A 22715-nucleotide genomic window follows, 5' to 3' on the forward strand; every position below is an offset into this window, starting at 1 on the left:
AGCGGGTGGCCGGTGGCGGCGTCCCACAGCCGGGCGGTGCGGTCGTCGGCGGCGGTGGCCAGCAGGGTGCCGTCGGGGGAGAAGGCGACCGAGCGGACCGACGCCTCGTGGCCGGCAAAGGTGCGGAGCGCCTGACCGAAGGCGATATCCCAGAGCGTGGCGTTGCCATCGGCGGCGCCGGTGGCCAGCAGGGTTCCGTCGGGGGAGAACGCCACCGAGCGGACCGGGCGGTCGTGGCCGGCCAGGGTGCGCAGCGGGTGGCCGGTGGCGACATCCCACAGGCGGGCGGTGCCGTCGGTGGCGCCGGTGGCCAGCAGGATGCCGTCGGGGGAGAACGCCACCGCCCACACCCAACCGTCGTGGCCGGTGAGGGTGCGCAGGGGCCGGCCGGTGGCGACATCCCACAGCCGGGCGGTGCGGTCGTCGGCGGCGGTGGCCAGCAGGGTGCCGTCGGGGGAGAACGCCACCGACCACACCGAGCCGTTGTGGCCGGTGAGGGTGCGCAGGGGTTGGCCGGTGGCGACATCCCACAGCCGCGCGGTGCCGTCGGCGGCCGCGGTCGCCAGCATGCTCCCGTCGGGGGAGAACGCCACCGAGTTCTGGGGCGCATCGGCGGGCGCCGTCACCGTGTCCGCCTCGTCCGAGCCGGGAATCGCGGCCGCGCCGAGTTCCGTCGCGCCCGCCGCGGACCCGAGTGATCCGCCGAGGACGGCGGCCCGCGACCAGTGGCTGCCCGCCACCCTGGCGTCCGTCACCGTCACGGCGGTGAGGGTTGCGCCCGACAGGTTCGCGCCCGACAGGTCCGCCCCGGCGAGGACGGTGCCCGTCAGCCGGGCGCCGCGCAGGGAGGCGTCGGTGAGTATGAGGCCGCTGTGCCGTCCGCCCTCGATCCGGGCGCCGTCGAGCACGGCCCCGGCCGCCTCGACATGCTCGGACACCACGTCTACGAGCGTGGCGCCGGTGAGGTCCGCCCCCCTCAGGTCGGCGCCGGACAGCCGGGTACCGCGCAGGGACGCCCCACCGAGGATCGCCGTCCTCAGGTCGGCGTCGCGCAGGTCGGCGCCGTCGAGCCGGGCGTCGGTGAGGTTCGCCCCCTGCAGGTCGGCGCCGCGCAGGGCGCGTCCGGACAGATCGCGTCCGGACAGATCGATGCCCGCGAGCCGGGCGCCGTTACCGAGAAGCACGTCGAGGCGCCGCGCCACCAGGACGGCGTTCTCCCGGGCGATCGCGGGCGCGTCCGGGTCGCTCGCCGTGGACTCCGCCCAGGCGATCAGTCGGCTTCGGGGGGCCAGATCGACCAGGAAGTCGAGCATGAGACCGGACATCTCCTCGGCGGCGAGCAGGTCGCCGGCGGTCGCCGGAGCCTCGGCGCTGACGACCTCGGCCGGGGGTGCACCGCGCCGGGACACCGTGGCCTCCTGGGCGGCTCCGGCGAGCCCGGCGGCGACCTCGACCGCGACGAGGTATTCGAGCACCGAGCGGTGGATAAACGAGAAGCGGCCGTCGGGATCGCGGCGCAGCGCCGTACCAGAACCGAGCAGATGCGCGGTCTCGTCGACGCTGAGGACGCTGGGCCGGCCCATCACGCGCAGCACCTGTGCCGCGATCTCGGTGAGCCGGGCCAGATCGACGGCCACCTCGCCGCCACGCCACATCGCGACCGCCAGCTCGCGGACCGCCGTGCGGCGCCCGGCCAGGGTGAGCTCCACAGACCGCTTCGTCTCGTACGTCAACCACTGATCGACAAGCTCGGCGTAGAGCGCGGCGCGGGTCACGCGGCCGTCGCCGGTGCTCGCGGCCCGGTCCCGGACGGCGCGCAGTCGCTCGTCGTCGATCTCGACGATGAACGACAGCAGCCGCGGGTTCCGGGCGAGCTCGAGCAGGTCGTCGACGTCGTCGATGAGCGCGAGGCGGGTGGCCGCCTGCCGGGCCGCCTCGGCAAGGGCGGTCTCGTCGGCCGGCCGGCCCGCGGTCAGCGCCCGGGTGAAGTGCCCGACCAGGTAACGCTCGATCTGCGCCGGGGTGAAGTCCTCCAGCCGGACGATGAAGCGGCCCAGCGTCCGCTCGACCTTCTCGCCGGTCTTTTTCAGCACATCGTCGTCGTTGATGAAGAACTCGGCCCGGCTGGTCACGACGACCTTCGCCCGGTTCGGCCCGGCCGCGCCGCCGCCCGCCGCCGACCCGGTGCCGTCGAGGATCGCGAGCAGGCCGTCGAGATAGGCGCTCGCCCGCGCGTAGGTGACCCGGGCGGCCAGCTCGTCGAAGCCGTCGAAGATCAGCACCACCCGGCCCTCGCGGACCATGTATCGGAAGGCGTCCAGGTCGGGCTGGCGCACCCCGGCATCGACCAGGTGCTGGACGGCGAGCAGGTCGAGGTCGAACGACTTCTCCAGCTTGCCGAGTTCGATCAGCATCGGGTCGACGTGCGGGAGGCGTTCGGGCACGGCCAGGGCGAGTTGGCGGGCGAGGAACGTCTTGCCATGGCCGAACGTGCCGAGCACCAGGATGAACCGTGCGTCGTCGGTGGCCAGCCAGTCCAGCACCATCTCGAGGGCATCGCCGCCGACCGGCGTCCGGCTGCGGTCGATGCGGCGGATGTGCTGCGGGACGTAGGCGGCGGGCGGGTAGTCCGGGTCGCTGAGCAGTTCCTCGGTCTGGCGGACCCGGTAGTCGCGCAGGTCGAACACGCCCTGGTACTCCGGCATGCTCAGCAGCCGGACGTCCCGGCCGCGGGCGAAGGCCACCAGCTTCGGCGAGGCCGGGTCGTCGCCGGTGTACACCAGATCCGTCAGCCGTAACGGGAACGCCAGGTAGGCCCGGGTCATCTCGGCCGCGAAGGACTCGATGGCGAGTTCGTCGGCTCCGCCCTCGACCAGGCCGATCAGGCGCAGCTCGACGATGCGGCCCTCCCGTCGCCACCCCCGCAGATGCGTCGGCGTGTCCCCGGCGGCCTCGACCCGCTCGACGACGGCGTCCCGGTGGTGCAGCCGTGCCACCTCGGCGAGCTCGTCGAGGGTGTCCCGCGGCCGGGCGACCGCCGCCGGCCGCCGCCGCTGCGAGTCGTCGGCGTCGAAGGCGTCGTCAGGCTCGGCCTGTTCGGCCGAGGCTCGGACCGTGTCCTGAGCGGGCCAGGCGTCGTGACCGAACGTCTCGCTCGCCGGGTCGAGCGAGAGCGAGACGCGGGCCGACAGCGCGTCGTCGGCCTCGAAACCGGCCGGGGTGCCCGGCGCGAACACGCGTGACCTGCGCTCGAATCCCGCCGCGTCGATGTCGATGAGCTGGTAGCGGCCTGGTCCCGGGGCCTGCACCGCGGCGGCGGCGTCGGCGCTGCGCGGGTCCGCCGGCCCGGGCCCTGCCGGGATCGCCAGCAGGCCGGCCGGAAGCCGGCCGATGCGGCCGTCGCCGTGGCCGCCGTGCAGCAGCAGGTGCAACCGGGGTGCGAGGAGCCGGTCCAGCTCCCCGCCATCGTGGAGGAGGGCCCCGGCATCCGTGCCGGCGACGCTCGCCGGGCCGTGGTGCACCGCGCCGATCCGCAGCCAGCCCTCCCATCCGCCCTGGTCCAGTTCCTTCACCACCGCGCTCAGCTGGCGCTCGCCGACCTCGCCGGTGCGCACCTCGTGGGTCTGCGCCATCGTCGAGTTCAGCCCGGCGACGACAACCTTCAGCTCCGGGAAGGCGACGACCGACCATTCGTGTCCCTGCTGGAAGCGTGCCTCGGCCTCCGCCCCGTGCAGCCGCCGCAGGAAGCCGGCGAAGAACGCCCACTTCGGCCAGTGCGGCGGTACGGCTGTGCGATGGTAGGCGTCTTCCAGCGCGACATACGCCTTGCAGAGCGCGGCGTTGACGTCGAGGTCGCCGGGCACGACGACGATCCGCTCCCGGGCGAGGCCCAGGCCGTCGGCGAGACCGGCCAGGAAGTCGTGGGCCCGATCGAACTCGTCCTCGGACGCCGTCCGGGTCAGGTCCCCGGTCACGATCATCAGGTCGGCGATCGCGGCGTGTCCGTCGACACCGGACCGCTTCGCGCCGAGGCCGCGTAGGTCGTCAAGCATCGGTGTCAGTGTCGACTGCGCATCGCCGTCAGTCTCGTCGGAGCCACCGAAGCGCAGGTCGGACAGGTGCAGCACCGAGATGGNCCGCCGTCGCCGTTCGCCCGCGCGGCTATCCGCCCCCGGCGGGGGAGGCAAGGTGGGCGGACCCGGGAAAGGGGGAGCGGTCGCCGGCCTCGCCCGACCCGCCACCGTGGCGTGCATCTGCGCGGCCAGCGTCGCCGTGGCCGCGGCCTCGTCCAGGCCGACCAGGTCGATGTAGCCGCGGCCGGCGAGCAGGCCAGTCGGCGTGCACAGCCGCGCGCGCACCGGGACGATCACTCGCCCGGCACCGAGCGGGTCGCGGCGGAATCCGGCCTGCCACTCCGCCTGTCCGTACGAGGACCGTTCGAGGTACGCCTCCGACAGGACGGGCACGATCCGTTCGGCCCGGGTCAGGCCGTCCTGCATGCACGTGACGAAGTCGGTGCCCGCGACGAAGTCCCAGGCCTGGACGAAGACCCGAAACGGTTCACCCGGCGTGCGCTCCAGATTTTCGAGCTGCCAGGCGATCCACTCCGCCCAGGCCCTGTCGTCGCCGGTGTAGCTGATAAAGAAGTCGTGCTCCCATGCCCGTGTCACCCCGTTCGGCATTTATCGAGCATGCCATAGCCGGATCGCCGCCGGCCGGCAATGGAGGAGGTTTTTCGTCCGCTCGTGACAAGTCTGGTGTCGGCGCAGGTCACGGGTTTGCTCTGGCCCAGGTTTCGTGGATGGTGGCAGAATTGTTGCCGCGGCGCTGGAGGCGCACCGCGGAATAGCCGGGGCGCCAGCTTGCCAGGACGATCTCCTCGGCGGGCTCGTCGACGGTGGTGCGGACGATCTCGGTGAGCTCGACGCGGAACAGGTCGAACGGCTCGGGGGGCTGCACCTGTTCGGCGAAGCGGGCCTGGGTCGCCGGGTCGTCGACCCAGCGGGCGAAACCCGCGATCCGGACGTCGCCGCCGGCCATGTCGGTGCCCGGCCCGGGGTTGGCGGACAGCGCGAAGCGGGGGTCGCGGCGCAGGTCGCGGGACTTTCGGGCGGCGGGCATGCTGCCGAGCCACAGCTCGCCGGAGCGGAACGTGACCTCGATGCCGCTGGTGCGCGGGGAGCCGTCGGCGCGGATCGTGGCCAGGATGTGATGGCGGAAAGCCTCGAACCGGGTGCGCATGGTGTTGGCGAGGGCGGGTTGGGCGGTCTCGAAGTCGCGCCAGGATGTCGTCACCCGGCCATCCTGCGGCGCAAACCCTGCCATCCTCCGTCATGGTTTCCGGCCTAGCATCGCGGGGTGCGATCGAGCCGGCTGACCGCGTTGCTGCTGCACCTGCAGGCCGTGCGGCGGGCGACGGCGGCGGAGCTGGCCGCCGAGCTGGAGGTGTCCGTCCGCACGGTGCACCGCGACATCGCCGCGTTGCAGGACGCCGGGGTGCCGCTGTGGACCGAGCCGGGCCGGGCCGGCGGGGTGCGGTTGATGGACGGTTGGCGCACCAGCCTCGACGGGCTCACCGGCGACGAGGCGGCGGCGCTGCTGCTGCTCGGCGCGGGGCCCGAGGTACTCGGCGGGCTGGGGCTCGCCTCGGTCGCCGCGGCCGCGCGCACGAAGATTCTCGCCACGCTGCCGCCGCGGCCTCGAGCCCAGGCGGGGCAGGTCCGCCAGCGGTTCCTGCTCGACGCGCCGGGATGGTTTCACCGCGAGGAGGCCGTGCCGCACCTGGCCACGCTCGCCGAGGCGGTGTGGGCGGGTCGCCGCGTCGATCTGCGCTACGGGGATCTGCGCTACGGGGATCTGCGCTACCGGCGGGAGAGTGCCGCCGCGGCTCCCCCCGGCCCGTCGCCGGACGGCGTCGATCAGGGCCGTGTCGATCAGGGCCGTGTCGATCAAAGTGTGGCGCGCCGCGTCGATCCGCTCGGCCTGGTCTGCAAGGCGGGTACCTGGTACCTGGTGGCCCGGCACCGGGGCGATGTTCGCAGCTACCGCGTCGGGCGGATCCCCCAGGCCAGCGTGCGGGCGGAAACGTTCGACCGGCCGGACGACTTCGACCTCGCCGCCTGGTGGCGGGCGGGCAGCGACGAGTTCGCCCGCTCCCTGCTGCGCTGGAGTTGTCGGCTTCGGCTGTCCCCGGCGGCGCTGCGCGGCTTGCGGCACGCCGTCGACCCGTTCGCCGCCCGCGACGCCATCGCCGGCGCGTCGGCGCCGGACGGTGCCGGCTGGCGGGTGGTGGAGCTGGCCACCGAGGGCCCGGATGTCGCGCTGTCCCAGGTGTTGGCGCTCGGTGACGGGGTCGAGGTGCTGGCGCCGGAGGAGCTGCGGGCCGCCCTCGCCGAGACCGGGCGGCGCATCGCCGCACGCAACGCCTGACGAGAACTGCGTGGTCGCGCGTTTGTCAGGCGGGTCCGGGGAGGTCCCGGTACCGGTACCTTCTCGGAAAGGCGGTTCGAGGGAGGTCGCGCCATAAGTACCGGTGAGCTGCTCGCCGTCGCCCTGGTGATGGCCGTGGGCCTGGTCGGGATCGTCCTTCCGGTGCTGCCCGGTCTGGTCCTCGTCTGGGGCGCGGGGCTGTGGTGGGTGATCGCGGACGGCGGCGGGGTGGGTCGCTGGATCGTGCTGGCCCTGATGACGGCGCTGTTCGTGATCGGCGCGCTGACGAAGTACGTCCTGCCCGCGCGGGCCACCGCCGGGCGGGGGGTGCCCTGGCAGAGCCTGGTCCTCGGCGCGGTCTGCGCGATCGTCGGCTTCTTCATCGTGCCGGTTCTCGGGCTGCTGATCGGCGGCGTCTTCGGCATCTACGTGGCGGAGCTGATCCGCCTCGGTGACTATCGCACCGCGGGCGGCACCACCTGGGCGGCGATCGTCGCGTTCGGCGTCGGCGTGCTCGTCGAACTCGTCGCGGGCGTCGCGATGGCGGCCGTCTGGGCCGTCGGTGAGCTCGTACTCTGACCCCGCCGACACGCCCGGGTCGCCATCTTCGCGCATTCCGTAGAAGAAAAGTCCTTCGCCGCGGCGATGAGTCGGTCTATCGATAGACCGGATTTCGTCAGACCGGATTTCGTCGTGGTGATGTGGCGAGCCGGCGGCCATCGTGGTTCCGTGCGCCGTTGCATACTGCCCAGATGAAATGTGGCGGCGCGCGGTGAGCGGGCCGATGGTGCTGATCCAGAATCCGACGGTCGTGCAGCCGGTGGAGACGTCGGTGTTCCGGCCGGGCCGGCCCGCCTACGACCCGGTCCGGGCTGCGGCGGAGTCGGCCGCCGTGCGGGCGGCGCTGACCGACCTCGGGGCCNATCCCCGCGCGCCGTCGGAGATTCTCGCCGCCCTACCCCGTGAGGTCCTGCTCGAACTGGCCGCCCGCGCCGTCAGCGCCGACGACGACGCCCGGCTGTCCGCGGCCCGCGACGTGATGCGCGACTGGTCCGTCCCGGCGCTCGTCCCGGTTGTGCTGCGCCAGCCTCGGCTGCTGCTCGACCCAGCCGCCGGCGGCGGCGTGATCGGCCCCGACCAGCCGGACGAGAGCTACGCCCTGCGCCCGCTCGCCGGCCTGATGTTTCCCCGCGACCACTACGTCGACCTCGGCGGGGCGATCGCCATCGGCCGGCTGCGCCGTCGCGACCGGGCGCGGGAGACGGTCGTGATGGCAGCGGTCCTGCGCGGCCTGCGGGGACGCTCGGCGGAGGTGCGGGTGCCCGAGCCACTGTTCCTGGCCGGCGGCGACCTCGTCACCTGCGACGGTGTCGCCGTCCTCGGCACCGGCGCGCGGACCAGCCCGGCGGCGTGGGGGCTGTTGCGCCCGCACCTGCTCGCCGCGTTCGGCCGGGTCGTGCGGGTTCGCGACGAGCTGCTCCGCCCGGGTGAGCCACACCTGGACCACTGGCTGGGGCTCGGCCCCGGCATCGCGCTGGTTGCCGCGGACCGGCTGCACGCGCCCGCCGTCGTCGAAAGTTACGGCGCGGCCAGCCGGGAGACGACCCTCGTCGACGCGCTGCGCAGCATCGAACTGGCCGTCTGCCCGCTGGCTCCGGAGACGGTCGCCGCGTTCGCCGCGGGGGTGTTCTTCCTGCCCGGCCCGCGGCCCGGGGCCTGGACGGCGGGCGGCGACGAGCCGGCGGCGCTGGTGTCGACGGCCAGCGCGCCGTGGACCGAGCCGGTGCTGTCCCGGTTTGGCGTGCACACCGTCGCCGTCCCGTTCGACGAGCATCACAAGCAGCTCGGCAGCCTGCACCGCGCGCTCAACACCGTCCCCGGTGTGCTCGGGGACGAGCCCGGCCGGGCGATCAGTGGATGGCGTCAGGACGCTGTCGGGTGAACCGGCGCGGCAGCCGGCCGAGCAGCCGACCGCGCCGCGTTTCGGTCGGCTCGGCGGCGACGCCCGGTTCATGATCGGCGGATGTCGGGGGTGGCGCGCTCGCGTCGGCGGCCGCCCGGGCCTGGAGCCGGGCGCGAATCTCGTCGGGGGAGTAGGAGCCGCGCTGGCGCTGGTCGCGGGCGACCAGGACGCCGGTCGCGGCCACCCCCGCCAGCCCGGCGACGCCGAGCACCTTCCCCCACCGGGCGAGCTGCAGCCCGCCGGCCGGACGCCCCCCGCCGGCCTGACGCGTTCGTCCAGGCTGACGCGTTCGTCCAGGCTGACGCGTGCCTCCAGGCTGATGCACTCCGTCAGGCTACGGCGTACCGGCCCGGATGGGGCATCCTTACCGGCATGCCCGATACGCGGATCGGCCTGACCGACGCCCTGGAGCTGGCCCGCACCGGTGACCTGTGGCTGTTCCGCGGTCGCACGGCGGCGGACCGAGCCATCCAGACGACGACGAACAGTCCGGTCAACCACGTCGGCATGGCGATCGTGCTCGACGATCTCCCCCCGCTGCTGTGGCACGCGGAGCTGGGTAAGTCGCTTCCCGACGTCTGGGCGGGCACGCACCACCGCGGGGTGCAGCTCCACGACCTGCGGGCGGCCGTGGAGGTCTGGGCCCGCCGCTATGGCCAGCGGGCCTGGCTGCGGCAGCTCTCGCCGGCGGTCGGCACCGGACGGGAGGACGCCGCGCTGCGCACGGTCGCCCGCCTCGACGGCACCCCGTTCCCGTCCACCGCCCAGCTCGCGACGCGCTGGCTACGCGGACGGTTCCCGCGCCCGCGCCGGGCGGTGTCCCCGCAGGCGCTGCAGACCGCCTACTGCGCCGAAGTCGTCGCCGTCACCTACGAGGCGATGGGCCTGCTCCCGCCCAACCGGGCGCCGAACTGGTACGACCCGGGGCGGTTCTGGAGCGGGGACGCGCTGGAGCTGCGCGCCGGCTTCAGCCTCGGCGGCGAGATCGCCGTGGACCTCACTGCCGGCACCTGACTGGGCTCGCGAGTCTGGTTGCGATCAGGAAAGGTTCGGCTGTGCTCCCTGATCCGGATCGTCGAGGCATGGAAGCAGAGACGCATTGATCGCGGCGGCTGCGATCGGGCAGCGCGGCGCGGCTCTGCGGCTCCGCGGCTCCGCGGTTCCGCGGAACCGCACGATCGCTGGGACCTGGGCCTGAGGCCGGGCGGTCTCGTGCGGTTCCGGGGCACACCACCGGCGCCTGATTCAGTGGCGGGCCGCGGCGGCAGCGGCGCGGCCCATGGCGCGACGGGTCTCGACGACGATGTTGCGTGCTCGAGCGATGTCGCGGCGCGCGACGGGGCCAGGTGGGGCGCCGCGGGCGTCGAGTTCACGGGTCAGCGCGCACAGGGCCGGTCGGCAGGCGAGCAGGGCCGCGACGGCGTCGTACCGGTGCGGCCGGATGGCCTGGCCGGGTCGGCGGTGTCGGCGTGGTCGGCGGGTCAACGCCCGGTGCGCCCGTAGCGGCGGGGCGACCAGGGCGAGCTGATCGAAGGCGGTCTCCAGCCGGTCGTGTGCATCGGCGAGGGCGGCCCGCATGACCTCGGGTGTCGTCCTGCTCGGGCGTGGCATGCGGGCGCGGCCCGTCTGGCAGACGACCAGGTAGTCCGTCAGGGCGGCAAGGAGGTCGGCGATCCGTCGGCGCAGGACGTCGCCCGTGCGCACCGGCAGGACGAACCAGGCCGCGGCCAGACCGATCGCCGCGCCCAGCACCACCGCGGCCAGCCTTTCCCGCAGCAGCCCCGTTCCGGTCTGCCCGTAGTACCCGTAGAGCAGAGCGAGCACGCCGGTGACGCACGCCGTCCAGTAGGCGTAGGACGCCGACCGCAGCCACACCCCGAGCGCGAGCAGGACGAAGATGAGCACGATCGACACGTCGTCGCCGGCGGGGAAGCGGCCCGCGACGACGGTGGCCGCCGCCGTCCCCACCGCCGCGCCGGCCAGCCGCTGCGCGCAGCGGTAGGCGACGTCGCCCCGGCCGCGGTTGCCGCTGTGGACCAGGTAGGCGGTGAGAACGAGCCAGGACCGGTGCTCGCCGAACACGTGGCGCCCCACGGCGAAGGCCGCCCCGAGGGCCACCGCAAGCTGGACCGCCATCCGGGTGCTCGCGGGAAGTCGCCGCCTGCGCCGTGCGATCCCGGGCGCCGAAGGCGGCGCGACTCCGGGCGCCGAAGGCGGCGCCGTCCGATCGGCCGCGACCGGCCTTGCTGTCGGCTGTTCCCGCCGGGCCGGCCGGCGAGGCGGACCTGGTGCGAACAGCCGAGCCTCGGCGTGCCGAGCGATCGTCACCCAACCGATCGCGATCAGCGCGATCGCGACGAGGTTGAGCCGCGACGTCGGCCCTTCGCCGGGCGGAACCGGGGTGACGAGCAGCGCGATGAACGGCAGCGTGGCCAGGGTGCCGGCCCGGGTGCCCACCGGCCCGAACCGCCGTGCCCAGACGGCGCCGCTGACCGCCGCGGTGAACAGGACCTCGCCCACGGTCCGATGCCGTCGGGAGAGGTCGGCGACCTCGCTCGCGAGTAGCGCCACCGACGGCGTCACGAGCAGCGGCAGCAGCCGCGTGGCCCGCGGGCCGTCCTGCCCGCCCCGCCCGACCCGGCTGAGCGTCAGCGCGAGGACCACGCCGAGTACGGAGATGCCGGCGGACGCGCCGGTCAGGCCACGCAGCGCCAGTGACGTGCCGAACGTGGCCAGCACGGCGCCCATCGTCACCGCCGCCGCCCGCAGCTCGGTGCGTCGATCGACGGACGGCGAGCCCGGGGCGCGAGCCGCCCGGCCACGTTCGAAGATAGTCGTCACAGCGAACTAATCTCCGCCCCCTGGTGGCACAAGTTGCATGGTAGCCGCATTCTACGGGCCTGATCACGACGGCTGATAGTAAGTGATAGCGTGCTAACTGTGCGAGCAGGACAGGCGGCAGGACAGGCGGAGAGCGCGGCGGCGGTCCGGCGGGCGGTGACGCGGCTGGGCCGCCGGCTGCGGGCGGAGCGACCGGCCGGCGCGCTCAGCGGGACCAAGCTGAGCGTGCTCGGCCACCTCTACCGGCTTGGCCCGAGCACCCCGGGTGCGATCGCCGCGGCCGAGCGGCACCAGCCGCAGTCGCTGTCGCGCACCTTCGCCGAGCTGCAGGCCGCCGGGCTGATCAGTCGGCGCCCCGGGGAACGCGACCGGCGGGCCGCGGTGTTGACGATCACGCCGGCCGGACGGGAGGCGCTCGTCCGCGATATGGCGGACCGCGACGCCTGGCTCGCGCAGGCCCTGGACATCTTCACGCAGGCCGAGGTGGACCTGCTGCGGATCGCCGCCGGCCTGCTCGAATCGCTGGCGGATCGCCCGGTGGGCCTGCGCGGCCTCGCGGGCGGCACCGACCTGGGCGCCGTCCTGGAGCAGCCGGCGTGACCACCCACCGGCCACCGCCTCCGCCTGCCTCATCACCGTCGTCCGCGTCGTCCGCGTCGCCGACCGGCGAGCCGGACTGGGTGCGCCACGCGATCTGGTGGCACGTCTATCCGCTCGGATTCGCCGGCGCCGACACCACCGGAGCCGACCGGCGGCCCACGCGCGGGCTCGCCCGGATTGCCGACTGGCTCGACTACGCGGTGCGGCTCGGGGCGTCCGGCCTCGCCCTGGGACCGATCTTCGCATCGTCGACCCACGGGTACGACACGGTCGACCACTTCCGGATCGACCCGCGGCTCGGCGACGACGCCGACTTCGACGATCTCGTCGCCCGCGCCCACCGGCGGGGGCTGCGGATTCTGCTCGACGGGGTGTTCAACCACGTCGGCCGGGAGCATCCCGCCTTCGCCGCATCGCCCGACGGCGGGGACGCGCCGCCGCGCCCGGACTGGTTCGTCCCCACGGGCGGGACCGGGCCGGGTGGACGGCCCGAGTACGCTACCTTCGAAGGCCACGGCAGCCTCGTCACGCTGCGGCACGCGAACCCGGCCGTCGCCGACCACGTCACCGAGATCATGACCCACTGGCTCGACCGGGGCGCCGACGGCTGGCGGCTCGACGCCGCCTACGCGGTCCCCGCCGACTTCTGGGCGCAGGTGCTGCCGCGGGTGCGTCGTGCCCACCCGGACGCCTACCTGGTCGGCGAGGTCATCCACGGCGACTACCCGGACATCGTCCGCCGCACCGGCCTGGACGCGGTCACCCAGTACGAGCTGTGGAAGGCGATCTGGAGCTCGCTGAACGACGCCAACCTGTTCGAACTGGCCTGGGCGCTGGGCCGGCACGACGGCTTCCTCGACAGCTTCGTCCCGCTCACCTTCGTCGGCAACCACGACGTCACCCGGCTCGCCAGCCGGCTGCGCGAACCGCGCCACCTGGCCCACGCACTCGTCGTGTTGTGCACCGTCGGCGGCACCCCNAGCGTCTACTACGGCGACGAGCAGGCGTTCGTCGGCGTCAAGGAGGACCGCGTCGGTGGCGACGACGCCGTCCGCCCCGCGTTCCCGGTCGGCCCGGCCGCGCTCGCCCCCTACGGCTGGCCGATCTACCGGCTGCACCAGGACCTCATCGGTCTGCGGCGGCGTCACCCCTGGCTGCACACCGCCCGCACCCGCCCGCTGCACCTGACCAACGAGCAGCTCGTCTACGAGACGAGCGCCGAGGGGCAGCGCCTGCTCGTCGTGCTCAACCTCGCCGGGGCCCCCGCCGACTGCCCCGCACCCGACGCCGGGCAGCTTGTCGCCGGCCACGCGGACCTGGTCCAGCCCGGCACGGCGCAGGCCCTCGCCCGCCTACCACCCTTCGGCTGGGCCGTCCTCGCCCCCGCCGACCACTGATCCCCGACCACTGACCCCAGCCCACTGATCCCCGCCCGCGGACCCCGCCGACCGCCCCCTGGCTGCACACCGATCAGGAGAACACGACCGTGCGGCGGCCGCTGATGAGGACGCGGTGCTCGACGTGCCAGGTCACAGCGCGAGCGAGCGCGCGGCACTCGACATCGCGGCCCAGCGCCGCGAGGCGGTCGGGACCGTCGGCGTGATCGACCCGGATGACGTCCTGCTCGATGATCGGGCCGTCGTCGAGCTCGGCGGTCACGTAGTGCGCGGTCGCGCCGATCAGCTTCACCCCGCGGGCGTGTGCCTGGTGGTAGGGCCGGGCGCCGGAGAAGCTCGGCAGGAACGAGTGGTGGATGTTGATCGCCCGGCCGGCGAGCAGCGCGCACAGCTCAGGGGAGAGGATCTGCATGTAGCGGGCGAGGACCACCAGGTCGATCCGTTCCCGCTCGATGATCTCCAGAATCCCCTGTTCCTGCCGGTCGCGGGTGGTCGGGTCGACCGGCAGGTGATGGAACGGGATGGCATAGGAGCCGGCGAGGTCGGCGAAGTCGGGATGATTCGACACGATGGCGGGGATGTCGACGTCGAGCAGCCCCGACCGGTGCCGGTAGAGCAGATCGTTGAGGCAGTGTCCGAACCGGCTCACCAGGATCAGCACGCGGGGGCGGACCGCCAGGTCATGGACTCGCCAGTCCATCGCGAACGGGCGGGCCACGGGGGCGAAGCCGGCCCGCAGCGCGTCCAGGGCGAGGCCCGGTTCCTCGGCGACGACGTGCACCCGCATGAAGAACCGGCCCGAGTCGGTGTCGCCGAACTGGGCGGCGTCGGCGATGTTGCCACCGGCGTCGGCGAGGAACGCGGAGACCGCCGCGACGATCCCGAGCCGGTCGGGGCAGGACAGCGTCAGGACGAACTCGCCGGCCGCCGTCCGGGCGGCGGGGCCGGTCGGTGGCCCGGGGGAGCGGCCGGGATCGGCGGAGTGCGGCGTCGCGCCGCGGTCTTCAGGGATGGGCACATCCCTTCCTACCTCGGCACGACCGGCCACACCCGGCGCGGCGCACCGGTCCTGCCCTTGCGTACCTGGCCGGAGCCGGGGCGGCGGCACGGGGGCCGGGCGCCCTACCGCGGCTTGCGACCCTGCACGCCCCTCGTGCGCGGCCGCCGGCCGGCGGGGAAGGCGCCGGGGCCGGTTCGTACCGCGGGGCGTCGTCGGCCGGCCGAGAGCGGGCGGCGCCCGCGATGGTGCCTCACCGCGCGTCCGGCACGGGCGGCACCGGTTCGCCGTCGAGGTGTGGGACGGTGATGGCGGTGAGCAGCAGGCCGCGGTCGACGAGCCAGTGGCCGTCGAAGCCGGTGAGTTCGCCGCCGTCGAGCGTCGGCCCGGTCACCAGCAGCTTCGCGGTGAACGTGCCGCGGGCCGGGGCGACGGTCACCGGCCTGGACAGCGCCGTGCCGCTGTCGGCTGCCGAGCCCGTCGGGACGGCTGTGCCTGTCGGGACGGCTGTGCCCGGGTCGATGGTGAGGGCGGCGTCCTCGAAGCCGAGCCAGCGCTGGGCCAGTGGGAACCACGCCTTGTACACCGACTCCTTGGCGCTGAACAGCAGCCGGTCCCAGTGCACGGTCGGCCGGGTCCGGGTGAGAGTGGCGAGCCAGCCCTCCTCGGCCGGGACGGTGATCTGCGCCGTGACGCCCTGAGGGTTGGGTTCGTTCGGTTCGGCGTCAATGCCGATCGTGCGCAGCCGCCCGGCGAACGCCACCGCCGCCGCCCGGTAGCCGGCGCAGTGGGTGATGCTACCGACCACCCCGTCCGGCCAGCGGGGGGCGCCACGATCGCCCGGCAGGATCGGCGCCGGCGGCAGGCCGAGGCCGGTCAGCGCCTGGTGCGCGCAGATGCGGGCGGTGGTGAACTCCCGGCGGCGCTTGTCGACGGCGCGGGCGAGCAGCGCGGCCTCCTCGGGGAACAGCACGGCGTTCGGGTTGTCCTCGAACGCCTCGACGGCGACGGCCGCGTCCGGCAGCAGGCTGGACAGCATCGCGGTCAGCTCCGCGCCGTCGACGGGGACCGGGTGGGACTCGGCGACGCCGCTCGCCCCTGCGCTCCAGCGGCCGGGGCCCCGCCGGGCTCCGACGGGTAGGGCAGGATCTGGCGGGGGCCGGCGAAGGGCCGGCCGTAGGCCTCCCATGCGACGCGTTCCCGGGGGTACCCCATCGAGACCTCCTCGAAGCGGACGCCGTCGTACCAGGTCGTGCGGGGGATGTGCAGGTGGCCGTAGACGACCGCGGCCGTGCGGTGACGCCGGTGCCAGTCGGCGGTGGCGGTCGTCCCGCACCACAGCACGAACGTCGGGTAGCGCAGGATGTCGGTGGGTTCCCGGACGAGCGGCCAGTGGTTGACGAGCACCGTCGGCACGGCCGGATCGAGGGCGGCCAGCCGCTCGGTGGTGTAGGCGACCCGGGCCCGGGACCAGGCGTCGATGGTGGGATGCGGATCGGGGTGCAGCAGCCACTCGTCGGTGCACACCACCCCGGTCTCCCGGGCCAGGGCGAGGGCCTGCTCCTTCGTCGCCGTGCCCNCCGGGCGGAAGCTGTAGTCGTACAGGGCGAACAGGGGCGCGACGACCACCGGGCCACCCTCGCCCGTCCACACCGGGAACGGATCCTCCGGGGTGACCACGCCGAGGCCGCGGGCGATCTCGACCAGGTGGCGGTACCGCTCCTCGCCGCGCAGCCGGAGCGGATCGTGCTTCGGCGTCCACAGCTCATGGTTGCCGGGCACCCAGATCACTTTGGCGAAACGCTGGGTGAACAGTTGCCAGACCGCCTCGATCTCGCCGGCGACCTCGGCCACGTCACCGGCCAGAATCAGCCAATCCTCCGGCGAACCGGGCTCGATACCCTCGACAATCAGCCGATTCTCCGAATAACCGACATGAATATCACTGACGGCCATCAGCCGACCGGGCGGCGCAGGTGAATCCACGGGGGACACGTCGAAAAGCCTACCGGCGCAGGCCGGCATGTGTCCGGCCGACGGTCGAACCTCGGGTCGTCACCCGTCCGACAACGCGGCGTCGATTCCACGGCTCCCCCGCCGCCCGCACCGGACAACAGCGCGACGACGGGGTGTCGGCGGCGTCGCGGCCGCGGTGGCGTGCGGCGGGCCGGACCGGCACCGGCGGGCGGCGTGGATGTTCGTAACGGCGGGACATCGGGCATGCCGTCAGGGATCATCGCCCCCGGGCCGCCGACCGGTCGCCGCGGGGACCGACCTGGAGTGGAGTGGATGATGGGTGACAGCTTCGGCACGGCGCTGCTCGTCGTCCTCGGCGCGCTCGTGGCCCTCGGCCTCGCGCTGGCGGTGGCCGCCCTCGTCGTCATCCGCCGATACGACCTGCCGCTGCGCGGCACTGTGGCGACGCTGGCCAGCCTCGCCTACGTCGTCTCGCCGGTCGATGCCGTCCCCGAGATCCCGCTCGGGCCGATCGGGCTGGTCGACGACCTCATGGTGATCATCGCTGCGGTCGTGTACGTCCGCGGCCTGATCGCCGCCCGCCGCGGCCTCGACCCCGCCGGGCTCGACCATCCCGGCCGGGCGCCCCGCGACCTGCCCCGCCAGCCGCCGCCGAGACTGCCCCGCGGACGCCAGGGCAACCGCCGCTGACGCCCCCGCGCCCGTCTCGCCGAGCCCGCCCGGGCCGAACCGCCGCTAACCGACGTTCCACAGCCGTACGGTGCGGTCCTCGCTGCCGGTGGCGAGGATGGTTGCGGTGAGGGCCAGCGTGGTGACGGTACCGGTGTGGCCCGTCAGAGGCCGACCGAGCTCGCTCGGTGCCGCCGGGTCGGCGATCTTCCACAGGGCGATGGTGTCGTCGCCGCCGACGGCGAGAATGTCCCCGGCGAGGGCCACCGCGGTGACGGCGCCGGTGTGCTCGGTCAGGGGCTGGCCGAGCGGGCGCGGACGCGCCGGCTCGGTGATGTCCCACAGCCGCACGCTGCGGCCGTCCCCGGCGGCGAGGAGCCGGCTGCCAGGAGCGAACGCCACCGGGCGGGCGGTGCCGGGTTGATCGGTCGCGGGGGGTAGGAGACCGAGCCGGGTCGCAGCGGCCGGGTGGGTGACGTCCCACAGCCGCACCGTGCCGTCGGTGGCGGTGGTGGCGAGGGCGCGCCCGTCCGGGCTGAAGACCGCCGCCGATACGGGGGCCACCTCGGTGAGGGGCACCCCGATCGCCCTGGGAGCCCGTGGGTCGGTGACATTCCACAGGCGGGTGGCGTGGTCGGCGCCGGTGGTGGCGAGGGTGCGGCCGTCCGGGCTGAACGCCACCGAACTCACTGCGCCGGCGTGCGGGGTGATCGTGGCGAATGGGCGGGGGTCGGTCGGCTTGGTGACGTTCCACAGGCGGACGGTGCCGTCGGTAGCGGCCGACGCCAGGATGTGTCCGTTCGCACTGAACGCCACGGACGTCACGGGCTGGACACCCCCAGCCAGAGGCTGGCCGAGCGGGCGGGGGTCGGTCGGCTTGGTGACGTTCCACAGGCGGACGGTGCCGTCGACGGCGGCGGTGGCGAGGGTGCGCCCGTCCGGGCTGAAGTCGACCGAGGTCACCGATCCGGCGGCCGTCAGTTCCAGGCCGATCTCGTGGGGGGGCGTGGCGGCCGCTCCGCCCCCGCCCCCGCCATCGCTGCCGTGACGCCACTGCACGGAGGACAGCACGATGGCGGCGCAGACTGCGAGCACAGCCGCGACGGTGACGATCACGCGCCCGCGCCCCCTTGCGGCGGGACCTGCGGGTCGTCCCGGCCGCCGCCGTTCACCGCCGAGCACGAGGGTCGCCGGGCGCGTGGGCGGGGTCGGCGCTGCCGGCTCCGGCCGGGCGCCGCGGTCGGCAGGTGGGGGCGTCGCCGTCCGGTCGGGCTCGGCTCCCGTGCCGGCCCTTGCCTGGATGAGCAGGGCGTGGACGCGCCCCGGGAAGGTCTGCGGCTCGCCGGGCGGCGCCGAGAACTGCGGCGTCCGCCGCGACAGGACGGCGATGACCTGGCCGGCGAAGGAGTCCGCTCGCATGGTCACTCCCCGGCCGGGGCATCCGACGGGGCCGCCCCGGCCGGCGCCACCGGCCCGGCCGGTGTACGCACCCCCGCGCCCCTGGGTCCGGGGGTGGATGGATCCGCCGGCGCAGCGGCGGGCGGAGGGTCGAGCGGGATCGCCCGGGCGAGGCGTTCGACGACCAGCGGTGCGGCGATTCCCACCGACACCGCGGCGAACGCCGTCGTCACCTGTCCCGATGCGGCCGCCGCAGCGGCGAGCCCCGCGCCGATCGCGAGCCGGACGACCTCGGCCACCAGGTAGGCCCAGGCCCCGACCTCCCGGGGCCGGCCCGTCCGCCACGGCCAGCGGCCCGATCGGCGGACCGCGGTGTAAAGATCGAGACCCTCGACCGCGAAGCCGCCGAACAGCCCCCACAGTGCCACTTCGACCCCTGGCATGAGCGAAACGTAACTGATTCGTCCCGTACGGCGCCGGAGATCGATGATGAGACCTGGATGTGTGCTCGCCGGCCGGTCGCCCCCCCCGGAGAGCGCACCGGCGTTGTGGCACTTGCCGTCGGCCGGCCGGGTCGGCGCGGAACATCGTGGGGCGCGTCGCTGTTCCCCGGGTTATGACCTCCGCCACGTTCGCGATCACCTGGGATTACCGCTGCCCGTTCGCGCGCAACGCGCACGAACACGTGCTCACCGGTCTTGCGGCCGGTGCCGACTGGAATGTCAGCTTCATCCCCTTCTCGCTGGGGCAGGCGCATGTCGAGGAGGGCCAGCCCAGCGTCTGGGAGAAGCCCGAGCAGGATTCCGGCATTCTCGCCCTGCAGGCCGGTGTCGTGATCCGGGATGAATACCCCGACCTGTTCCCGGCGGCTCATCGCGCGTTGTTCGCGGCGCGCCACGACGAGGGTCGTCATCTCGAGGACCGCGTGGTCATCCGGGAGACGCTCACCGCGGTCGGGCTGCCCGCGGACGAGGTGCTCGCCCGGGTCGACGACGGCGGGCTGGCTCGGGTCCAGACCGAGCACGAGCGCTACGTCGCCTCCCACTCCGTCTGGGGCGTGCCCACCTTCATCGCCGACGACCAGGCGGTCTTCGTGCGGTTGATGAACCGGGCTCCGCTCGGTGCCGAGGCGGCGCCGTCCATCCGGGCGGTGGAGCGCGTCGTCGACCAGCTCACCGGCTGGCCGGAGCTCAACGAGTTCAAGCACACCTCCATCCCCCGTTGAGCGCATCCCCGAGTTGAGCGCATCCCCGAGTTGAGCGCATCCCCGGGCTGAGCGCATCCCCGGGTTGAGCCCATCTCCGAGCCGGTGCCGGCCGGGACGGTCGGGTCGCCCACGGGGCGTCTCGGCCGGCCGGCCACGGGTTCAGACGTCGAGACCGTACCCGCGGGCGATCTCCGCCAGGCCGGCGACGCCACCCTCACCGAGCGCGCGAAAATGCCAGCCGCCGCCGTCGCGGTGCAGTTCACCGAACAGCATCGAGGTGTCCCGCGCGGCGGTGCTCGACAGGTCGTAGCGCACCAGCTCGTCGCCGGTGTCGGTGCTGACGACCCGGATGTACGCGCCGTGCACGTCACCGAAACTCTGATGCCGGTAGTCGGCGTTGTGGATGCTCACCGGGAACACGATGCGGGTGATCGCGCTGGACAACAGGTCGAGGCGCACGTCGATCTGCTCGTCGTCGCCCGCACCCTCGCCGGTGAGGTTGTCCCCGCGGTGCACGATCTCCCCGCGCGGGCTGCTCAGATTGTTGTAGTAGACGAAATAGCTCAGGCTGGGCGCCCGGTCGTTCTCCTGCAGGGCGATCGCACTCGCGTCGAGGTCGAACTCCTCCGCTCCTGGACGGTTGGGATCCCAGCCGAGGCCGACGGTGATGTGCGTGAGGGTTTCGGTGGCTTCGGTAAGAGCGACGCTGCCGCCCTTGGCGAGATCAATGCCCACTGTTCTCCGTTTCCGCGGCTTTCGCCGATCGATCCGGCCGGACCGGCCGGCCGGCCGGCCCGATTCACGTGATCAGCCAAGCACAGACGGACGCCGCCGGGGAGCGCATCCGGCGAGACTTCGCCGTCGTCGGGGGGGACGGCCGCCCGTGCCCGCGCGCCGACCACGGTCGACCGGGCCGGTGGGGCGACGACAGCGTGGACGGTCGGTCACCGCATGGTGGACGGCGGCACCCTCGCGCGGCGCTCCGGACGTCGTTGCTCACCCTCCGGCGACTGCCGGTTTCACTGTGCGTCGGACGGCTGCCGTCCGGCGCCCGCGGGCCCGGCGTCGCGGGCGCGGCGAGGCCCGGATTGGCTAACGTCGGCAGGCGTGGATCACCTACCACTGCTCGTCGGCTCCGGCGACATCGCCCGCGCCCTGGGCCTCACCCGTCAGGCCATCGATCACCGACTGCGGGTCGATCCGGCCGCACCGAGTCCCGCCGCGGTCGTCAACCGCACCGCGACCTGGGGTGGTACTCGGATCTGGTGGCGGGAGGAGATCGACCGATGGCTGCGCCTCGAACCCGAACACTGGGAAGTGCACTGAGGGAAAGAACCCTCGTCGCCGGTTGACGGGGAGCAGAGAAGGCGTGATGGCGGCCCTCGGGCGGTGGAGGGTACGCGGAGTGGCGCCACCCGGGTGATGACGTGTTGAGACTTCATTGATACTTCCGTGTCGCGGGCATCGCCATCCGGGCGGTCGGCTGATAGCGTTTGGCGACACCGTCCGTCGGATGGCGGTGAGCCCGGGGGCGCGGTGATGGTAATCGAGTGTGCGCGATGAAGAGCTACTTCTTCGTCTCCTATGCCGCCAAAGAGGACCGTCGCTGGGTCCAGCGCTTTCACGCCGATCTGGAGTATGAGCTGGGCCTGCTCGTCGGGACCGCGGTCGGCGGAATCCTCGATACCAGGCCGCGGCCCGGCATGGACGCGGACCTCGCCCTCGCGGCGGGGGCCGGCCGTATCCGCTCGATGGTCGCGCTCTGCTCCGACCCGTTTTTCAAGGACGGTTGGTGCGGGCGCGAATGGGAGGTCTTCGGCGCCCGCGTCGAGAACTTCAGCAAGGCCGGCGCGACCAGGCTGGAGGATGGTTTCCTGCGGGTGTTGTGGCGGCCGACCCACGACCCGGTGCCGCCGGCGGCGCGCCCCGCCCTCGCCGACGCGCGGGTCGGGCTGCCCGAGGTCTACGGCCAGCACGGATTGCTGTGGCTCATGCGCAACATGCGGCGCGGGCCCAGCGGCTACTACGCCTTCGTCCGGCTGTTCGCGGCCCGGGTCATCGCCGCCCAGCAGATCGATCTCGACCCTCTGCCCGAGCTCGCGATCCGCGCCGCCGGCCCCGCCTTCGGCTCCCACGGCATCGACGGCACCGGGCAGGCACCGATCGGCGCTTCCGCGGAACTCGACGGCCGGCCGCCAACCAGCGGGGTGGTCCGGCGGCAGGGGCTGGGGTCACCCGCTTCGGATCCGCTCGCTTCGGATCCGCTCGCTTCGGGGCCGCTCGCTTCGGATCCGCTCGCTTCGGATCGCAGCCGTGGCGCTCGAGGCGGCGCCGCGGGAGAGGGCGCCGAGCGTGGTGGCGGGGATCGGGGCGCCGGCGCTCGGCGCGGTGGGGGCCGGGGCGGTGGGGACGATGGCGGGGGGGCCGTCCGGCCGCGGGCCGGGTCGGTCCCGGCGGGCGACCGTGGGGGCCGCGGGGCCGGGGCGTTCGCGACGGCGCCGGTGGATTCTCCGGCGGCCCCGCGGCGGGTCGCCGTCAGTTATGTCGGGGCCGACCAGCAGTGGGCCGACTGGCTCGAACAGCTCCTGCGCCGCGGCTGCCACGAGGTCCGGCAGGTGCGGTGGGCGCAGAACCGCGGCGAGCGGCTCGCCGAGACCGTGGACCGCATCGCCTCGTGGGATCCGGAGATCACGGTCGTGCTGTTGTCGCGGCACTACCGTGCGCCTCGGCCCGAGCATCCCGGCACCACCGAGACCGAGGCCTGGGAGCGCCTCGGCCTGGAGGGTCCGCTGGCCTGCCGCGTCGTGCGCGTCACGATCGACCCCCAGCCGTTGCCCGAGCCGCTGCGCACCCTCCGGACGCTGGACCTCAGCGGTCTGGAACCGGCGGTGGTCAACGAACTCCTGATGGAGGTGCGGGCCGGGGGCGACTGGTGAGCCCCGTGCCCGCCTTCGGCCGCCCGGGCCGCCTGCCCGGGCAGTCCCCGCCCGTGTGGCGCAGCCGCCGGGAGAACGAGCTGTTCGCCGGCCGGGACGACGAGCTGGAGCGCGTCTGGGACGGCCTGTGNCGGCACGGCCATCTCGTCCTCGTCCCCGAGGAGGACCTGTCCGACATCGGGAGGGCGGAGCTCGCCGGGGAGTACCAGCACCGTTACAAGCTGCGCTACGACGTCGCCTGGTGGGTGGACTGCACCCGGGGCGCCGACATCGCCGCCCAGCTCGACGAGCTCGCCGACCA

Annotated in this window: 19 protein-coding genes and 4 pseudogenes; 11 read left to right on the forward strand and 12 right to left on the reverse strand. The window is 73.9% G+C overall.

What is annotated here, in order from left to right:
• From UK82_RS43480 to UK82_RS28100, 3 genes and pseudogenes are all read right to left on the reverse strand, one after another.
• Window positions 1–4052 (reverse strand): pentapeptide repeat-containing protein (locus UK82_RS43480; protein ID WP_396230662.1); only part of this gene is annotated, 4052 nt, incomplete at its 3' end.
• Between the two features lie 84 nt (window positions 4053–4136).
• Window positions 4137–4682: pseudogene (locus UK82_RS34515) on the reverse strand (toll/interleukin-1 receptor domain-containing protein); the annotation flags it as partial.
• An 88-nt stretch (window positions 4683–4770) separates the two neighbouring features.
• On the reverse strand, window positions 4771–5325 hold the full coding sequence (locus UK82_RS28100; protein ID WP_044887567.1) for a pyridoxamine 5'-phosphate oxidase family protein: 555 nt from the start codon (window positions 5323–5325) through the stop codon (window positions 4771–4773).
• A 33-nt stretch (window positions 5326–5358) separates the two neighbouring features.
• Here UK82_RS28100 and UK82_RS28105 point away from each other — a divergent pair, with 33 nt between their 5' ends.
• The 3 genes from UK82_RS28105 to UK82_RS40665 all read left to right on the forward strand — a co-directional run bounded on the left by UK82_RS28105 (window position 5359) and on the right by UK82_RS40665 (window position 8371).
• Window positions 5359–6429, forward strand: coding sequence for a YafY family protein (locus UK82_RS28105; RefSeq protein ID WP_055410321.1), 1071 nt, complete (start codon window positions 5359–5361; stop codon window positions 6427–6429).
• Between the two features lie 129 nt (window positions 6430–6558).
• Complete coding sequence (locus tag UK82_RS28110) at window positions 6559–7008, forward strand: DUF456 domain-containing protein (RefSeq protein WP_082122198.1); 450 nt, start codon at window positions 6559–6561, stop codon at window positions 7006–7008.
• A gap of 460 nt (window positions 7009–7468) precedes the next feature.
• Entirely contained in the window at window positions 7469–8371 is a 903-nt protein-coding gene (locus UK82_RS40665; RefSeq protein WP_304438075.1) for an arginine deiminase family protein, read from the forward strand.
• On the opposite strand, the gene UK82_RS28120 is transcribed toward UK82_RS40665, so the two are convergent.
• Window positions 8340–8603, reverse strand: coding sequence for a hypothetical protein (locus UK82_RS28120; RefSeq protein ID WP_236706543.1), 264 nt, complete (start codon window positions 8601–8603; stop codon window positions 8340–8342). The two genes, UK82_RS40665 and UK82_RS28120, sit on opposite strands and share 32 nt — an antisense overlap.
• A gap of 161 nt (window positions 8604–8764) precedes the next feature.
• Between UK82_RS28120 and UK82_RS28125 the strand changes: the two genes are divergently transcribed.
• A complete protein-coding gene (locus UK82_RS28125; protein WP_044887563.1) occupies window positions 8765–9406 on the forward strand; it encodes a hypothetical protein in 642 nt (213 codons plus the stop codon).
• A 231-nt stretch (window positions 9407–9637) separates the two neighbouring features.
• Here the strand turns inward: UK82_RS28125 and UK82_RS28130 are convergent, their stop codons facing one another.
• Window positions 9638–11233 carry an FUSC family protein gene (locus tag UK82_RS28130; RefSeq protein WP_055410325.1) on the reverse strand — a complete coding sequence of 532 codons (1596 nt, stop codon included), beginning with the start codon at window positions 11231–11233 and terminating at the stop codon, window positions 9638–9640.
• A 99-nt stretch (window positions 11234–11332) separates the two neighbouring features.
• Here UK82_RS28130 and UK82_RS28135 point away from each other — a divergent pair, with 99 nt between their 5' ends.
• The 3 genes and pseudogenes from UK82_RS28135 to UK82_RS41735 all read left to right on the forward strand — a co-directional run.
• Window positions 11333–11833, forward strand: coding sequence for a MarR family winged helix-turn-helix transcriptional regulator (locus tag UK82_RS28135; protein WP_044887561.1), 501 nt, complete (start codon window positions 11333–11335; stop codon window positions 11831–11833).
• Between the two features lie 80 nt (window positions 11834–11913).
• Window positions 11914–12812: alpha-amylase family glycosyl hydrolase (locus tag UK82_RS40670; protein ID WP_255354372.1), on the forward strand; the 899-nt coding region annotated here is incomplete at its 3' end.
• Window position 12813: 1 nt separating this feature from the next.
• Window positions 12814–13230, forward strand: a pseudogene (locus UK82_RS41735) (DUF3459 domain-containing protein); the annotation flags it as partial.
• Between the two features lie 73 nt (window positions 13231–13303).
• Here the strand turns inward: UK82_RS41735 and purU are convergent.
• From purU to UK82_RS40685, 4 genes and pseudogenes are all read right to left on the reverse strand, one after another.
• A complete protein-coding gene (gene purU, locus UK82_RS28145; protein WP_044887559.1) occupies window positions 13304–14248 on the reverse strand; it encodes a formyltetrahydrofolate deformylase in 945 nt (314 codons plus the stop codon).
• Window positions 14249–14480: 232 nt separating this feature from the next.
• Window positions 14481–15266, reverse strand: coding sequence for a 4'-phosphopantetheinyl transferase (locus UK82_RS28150; protein ID WP_044887558.1), 786 nt, complete (start codon window positions 15264–15266; stop codon window positions 14481–14483).
• A gap of 5 nt (window positions 15267–15271) precedes the next feature.
• Window positions 15272–15806: pseudogene (locus tag UK82_RS40680) on the reverse strand (metallophosphoesterase); the annotation flags it as partial.
• Window position 15807: 1 nt separating this feature from the next.
• Window positions 15808–16252: pseudogene (locus tag UK82_RS40685) on the reverse strand (metallophosphoesterase family protein); the annotation flags it as partial.
• A gap of 267 nt (window positions 16253–16519) precedes the next feature.
• On the opposite strand from UK82_RS40685, the gene UK82_RS28160 reads away from it, so the two are divergent.
• On the forward strand, window positions 16520–16894 hold the full coding sequence (locus UK82_RS28160) for a YkvA family protein (protein WP_055410343.1): 375 nt from the start codon (window positions 16520–16522) through the stop codon (window positions 16892–16894).
• Window positions 16895–16939: 45 nt separating this feature from the next.
• Here the strand turns inward: UK82_RS28160 and UK82_RS28165 are convergent, their stop codons facing one another.
• Both UK82_RS28165 and UK82_RS28170 read right to left on the reverse strand, forming a co-directional pair.
• Window positions 16940–18292 carry a WD40 repeat domain-containing protein gene (locus tag UK82_RS28165; protein ID WP_055410329.1) on the reverse strand — a complete coding sequence of 451 codons (1353 nt, stop codon included), beginning with the start codon at window positions 18290–18292 and terminating at the stop codon, window positions 16940–16942.
• Window positions 18293–18294: 2 nt separating this feature from the next.
• Window positions 18295–18714 (reverse strand): hypothetical protein, encoded by a 420-nt coding sequence (locus UK82_RS28170; RefSeq protein WP_128423623.1) that lies wholly within the window; start codon window positions 18712–18714, stop codon window positions 18295–18297.
• 173 nt (window positions 18715–18887) lie between these two features.
• On the opposite strand from UK82_RS28170, the gene UK82_RS28175 reads away from it, so the two are divergent.
• Window positions 18888–19496: a DsbA family protein gene (locus UK82_RS28175; RefSeq protein ID WP_044887556.1), complete on the forward strand. Its 609-nt coding sequence runs from the start codon at window positions 18888–18890 to the stop codon at window positions 19494–19496.
• A gap of 141 nt (window positions 19497–19637) precedes the next feature.
• Here UK82_RS28175 and UK82_RS28180 read toward each other — a convergent pair whose 3' ends face one another.
• Entirely contained in the window at window positions 19638–20213 is a 576-nt protein-coding gene (locus tag UK82_RS28180; protein WP_044887555.1) for a TerD family protein, read from the reverse strand.
• A 372-nt stretch (window positions 20214–20585) separates the two neighbouring features.
• Between UK82_RS28180 and UK82_RS28185 the strand changes: the two genes are divergently transcribed.
• Both UK82_RS28185 and UK82_RS28190 read left to right on the forward strand, forming a co-directional pair.
• Window positions 20586–20804: a hypothetical protein gene (locus UK82_RS28185; protein ID WP_011603482.1), complete on the forward strand. Its 219-nt coding sequence runs from the start codon at window positions 20586–20588 to the stop codon at window positions 20802–20804.
• A 233-nt stretch (window positions 20805–21037) separates the two neighbouring features.
• Window positions 21038–22414 (forward strand): toll/interleukin-1 receptor domain-containing protein, encoded by a 1377-nt coding sequence (locus tag UK82_RS28190; RefSeq protein WP_055410334.1) that lies wholly within the window; start codon window positions 21038–21040, stop codon window positions 22412–22414.
• Window positions 22415–22715: the final 301 nt, after the last annotated feature.

The organism is Frankia sp. ACN1ag, assembly GCF_001414035.1.
GTDB lineage: Bacteria > Actinomycetota > Actinomycetes > Frankiales > Frankiaceae > Frankia > Frankia torreyi.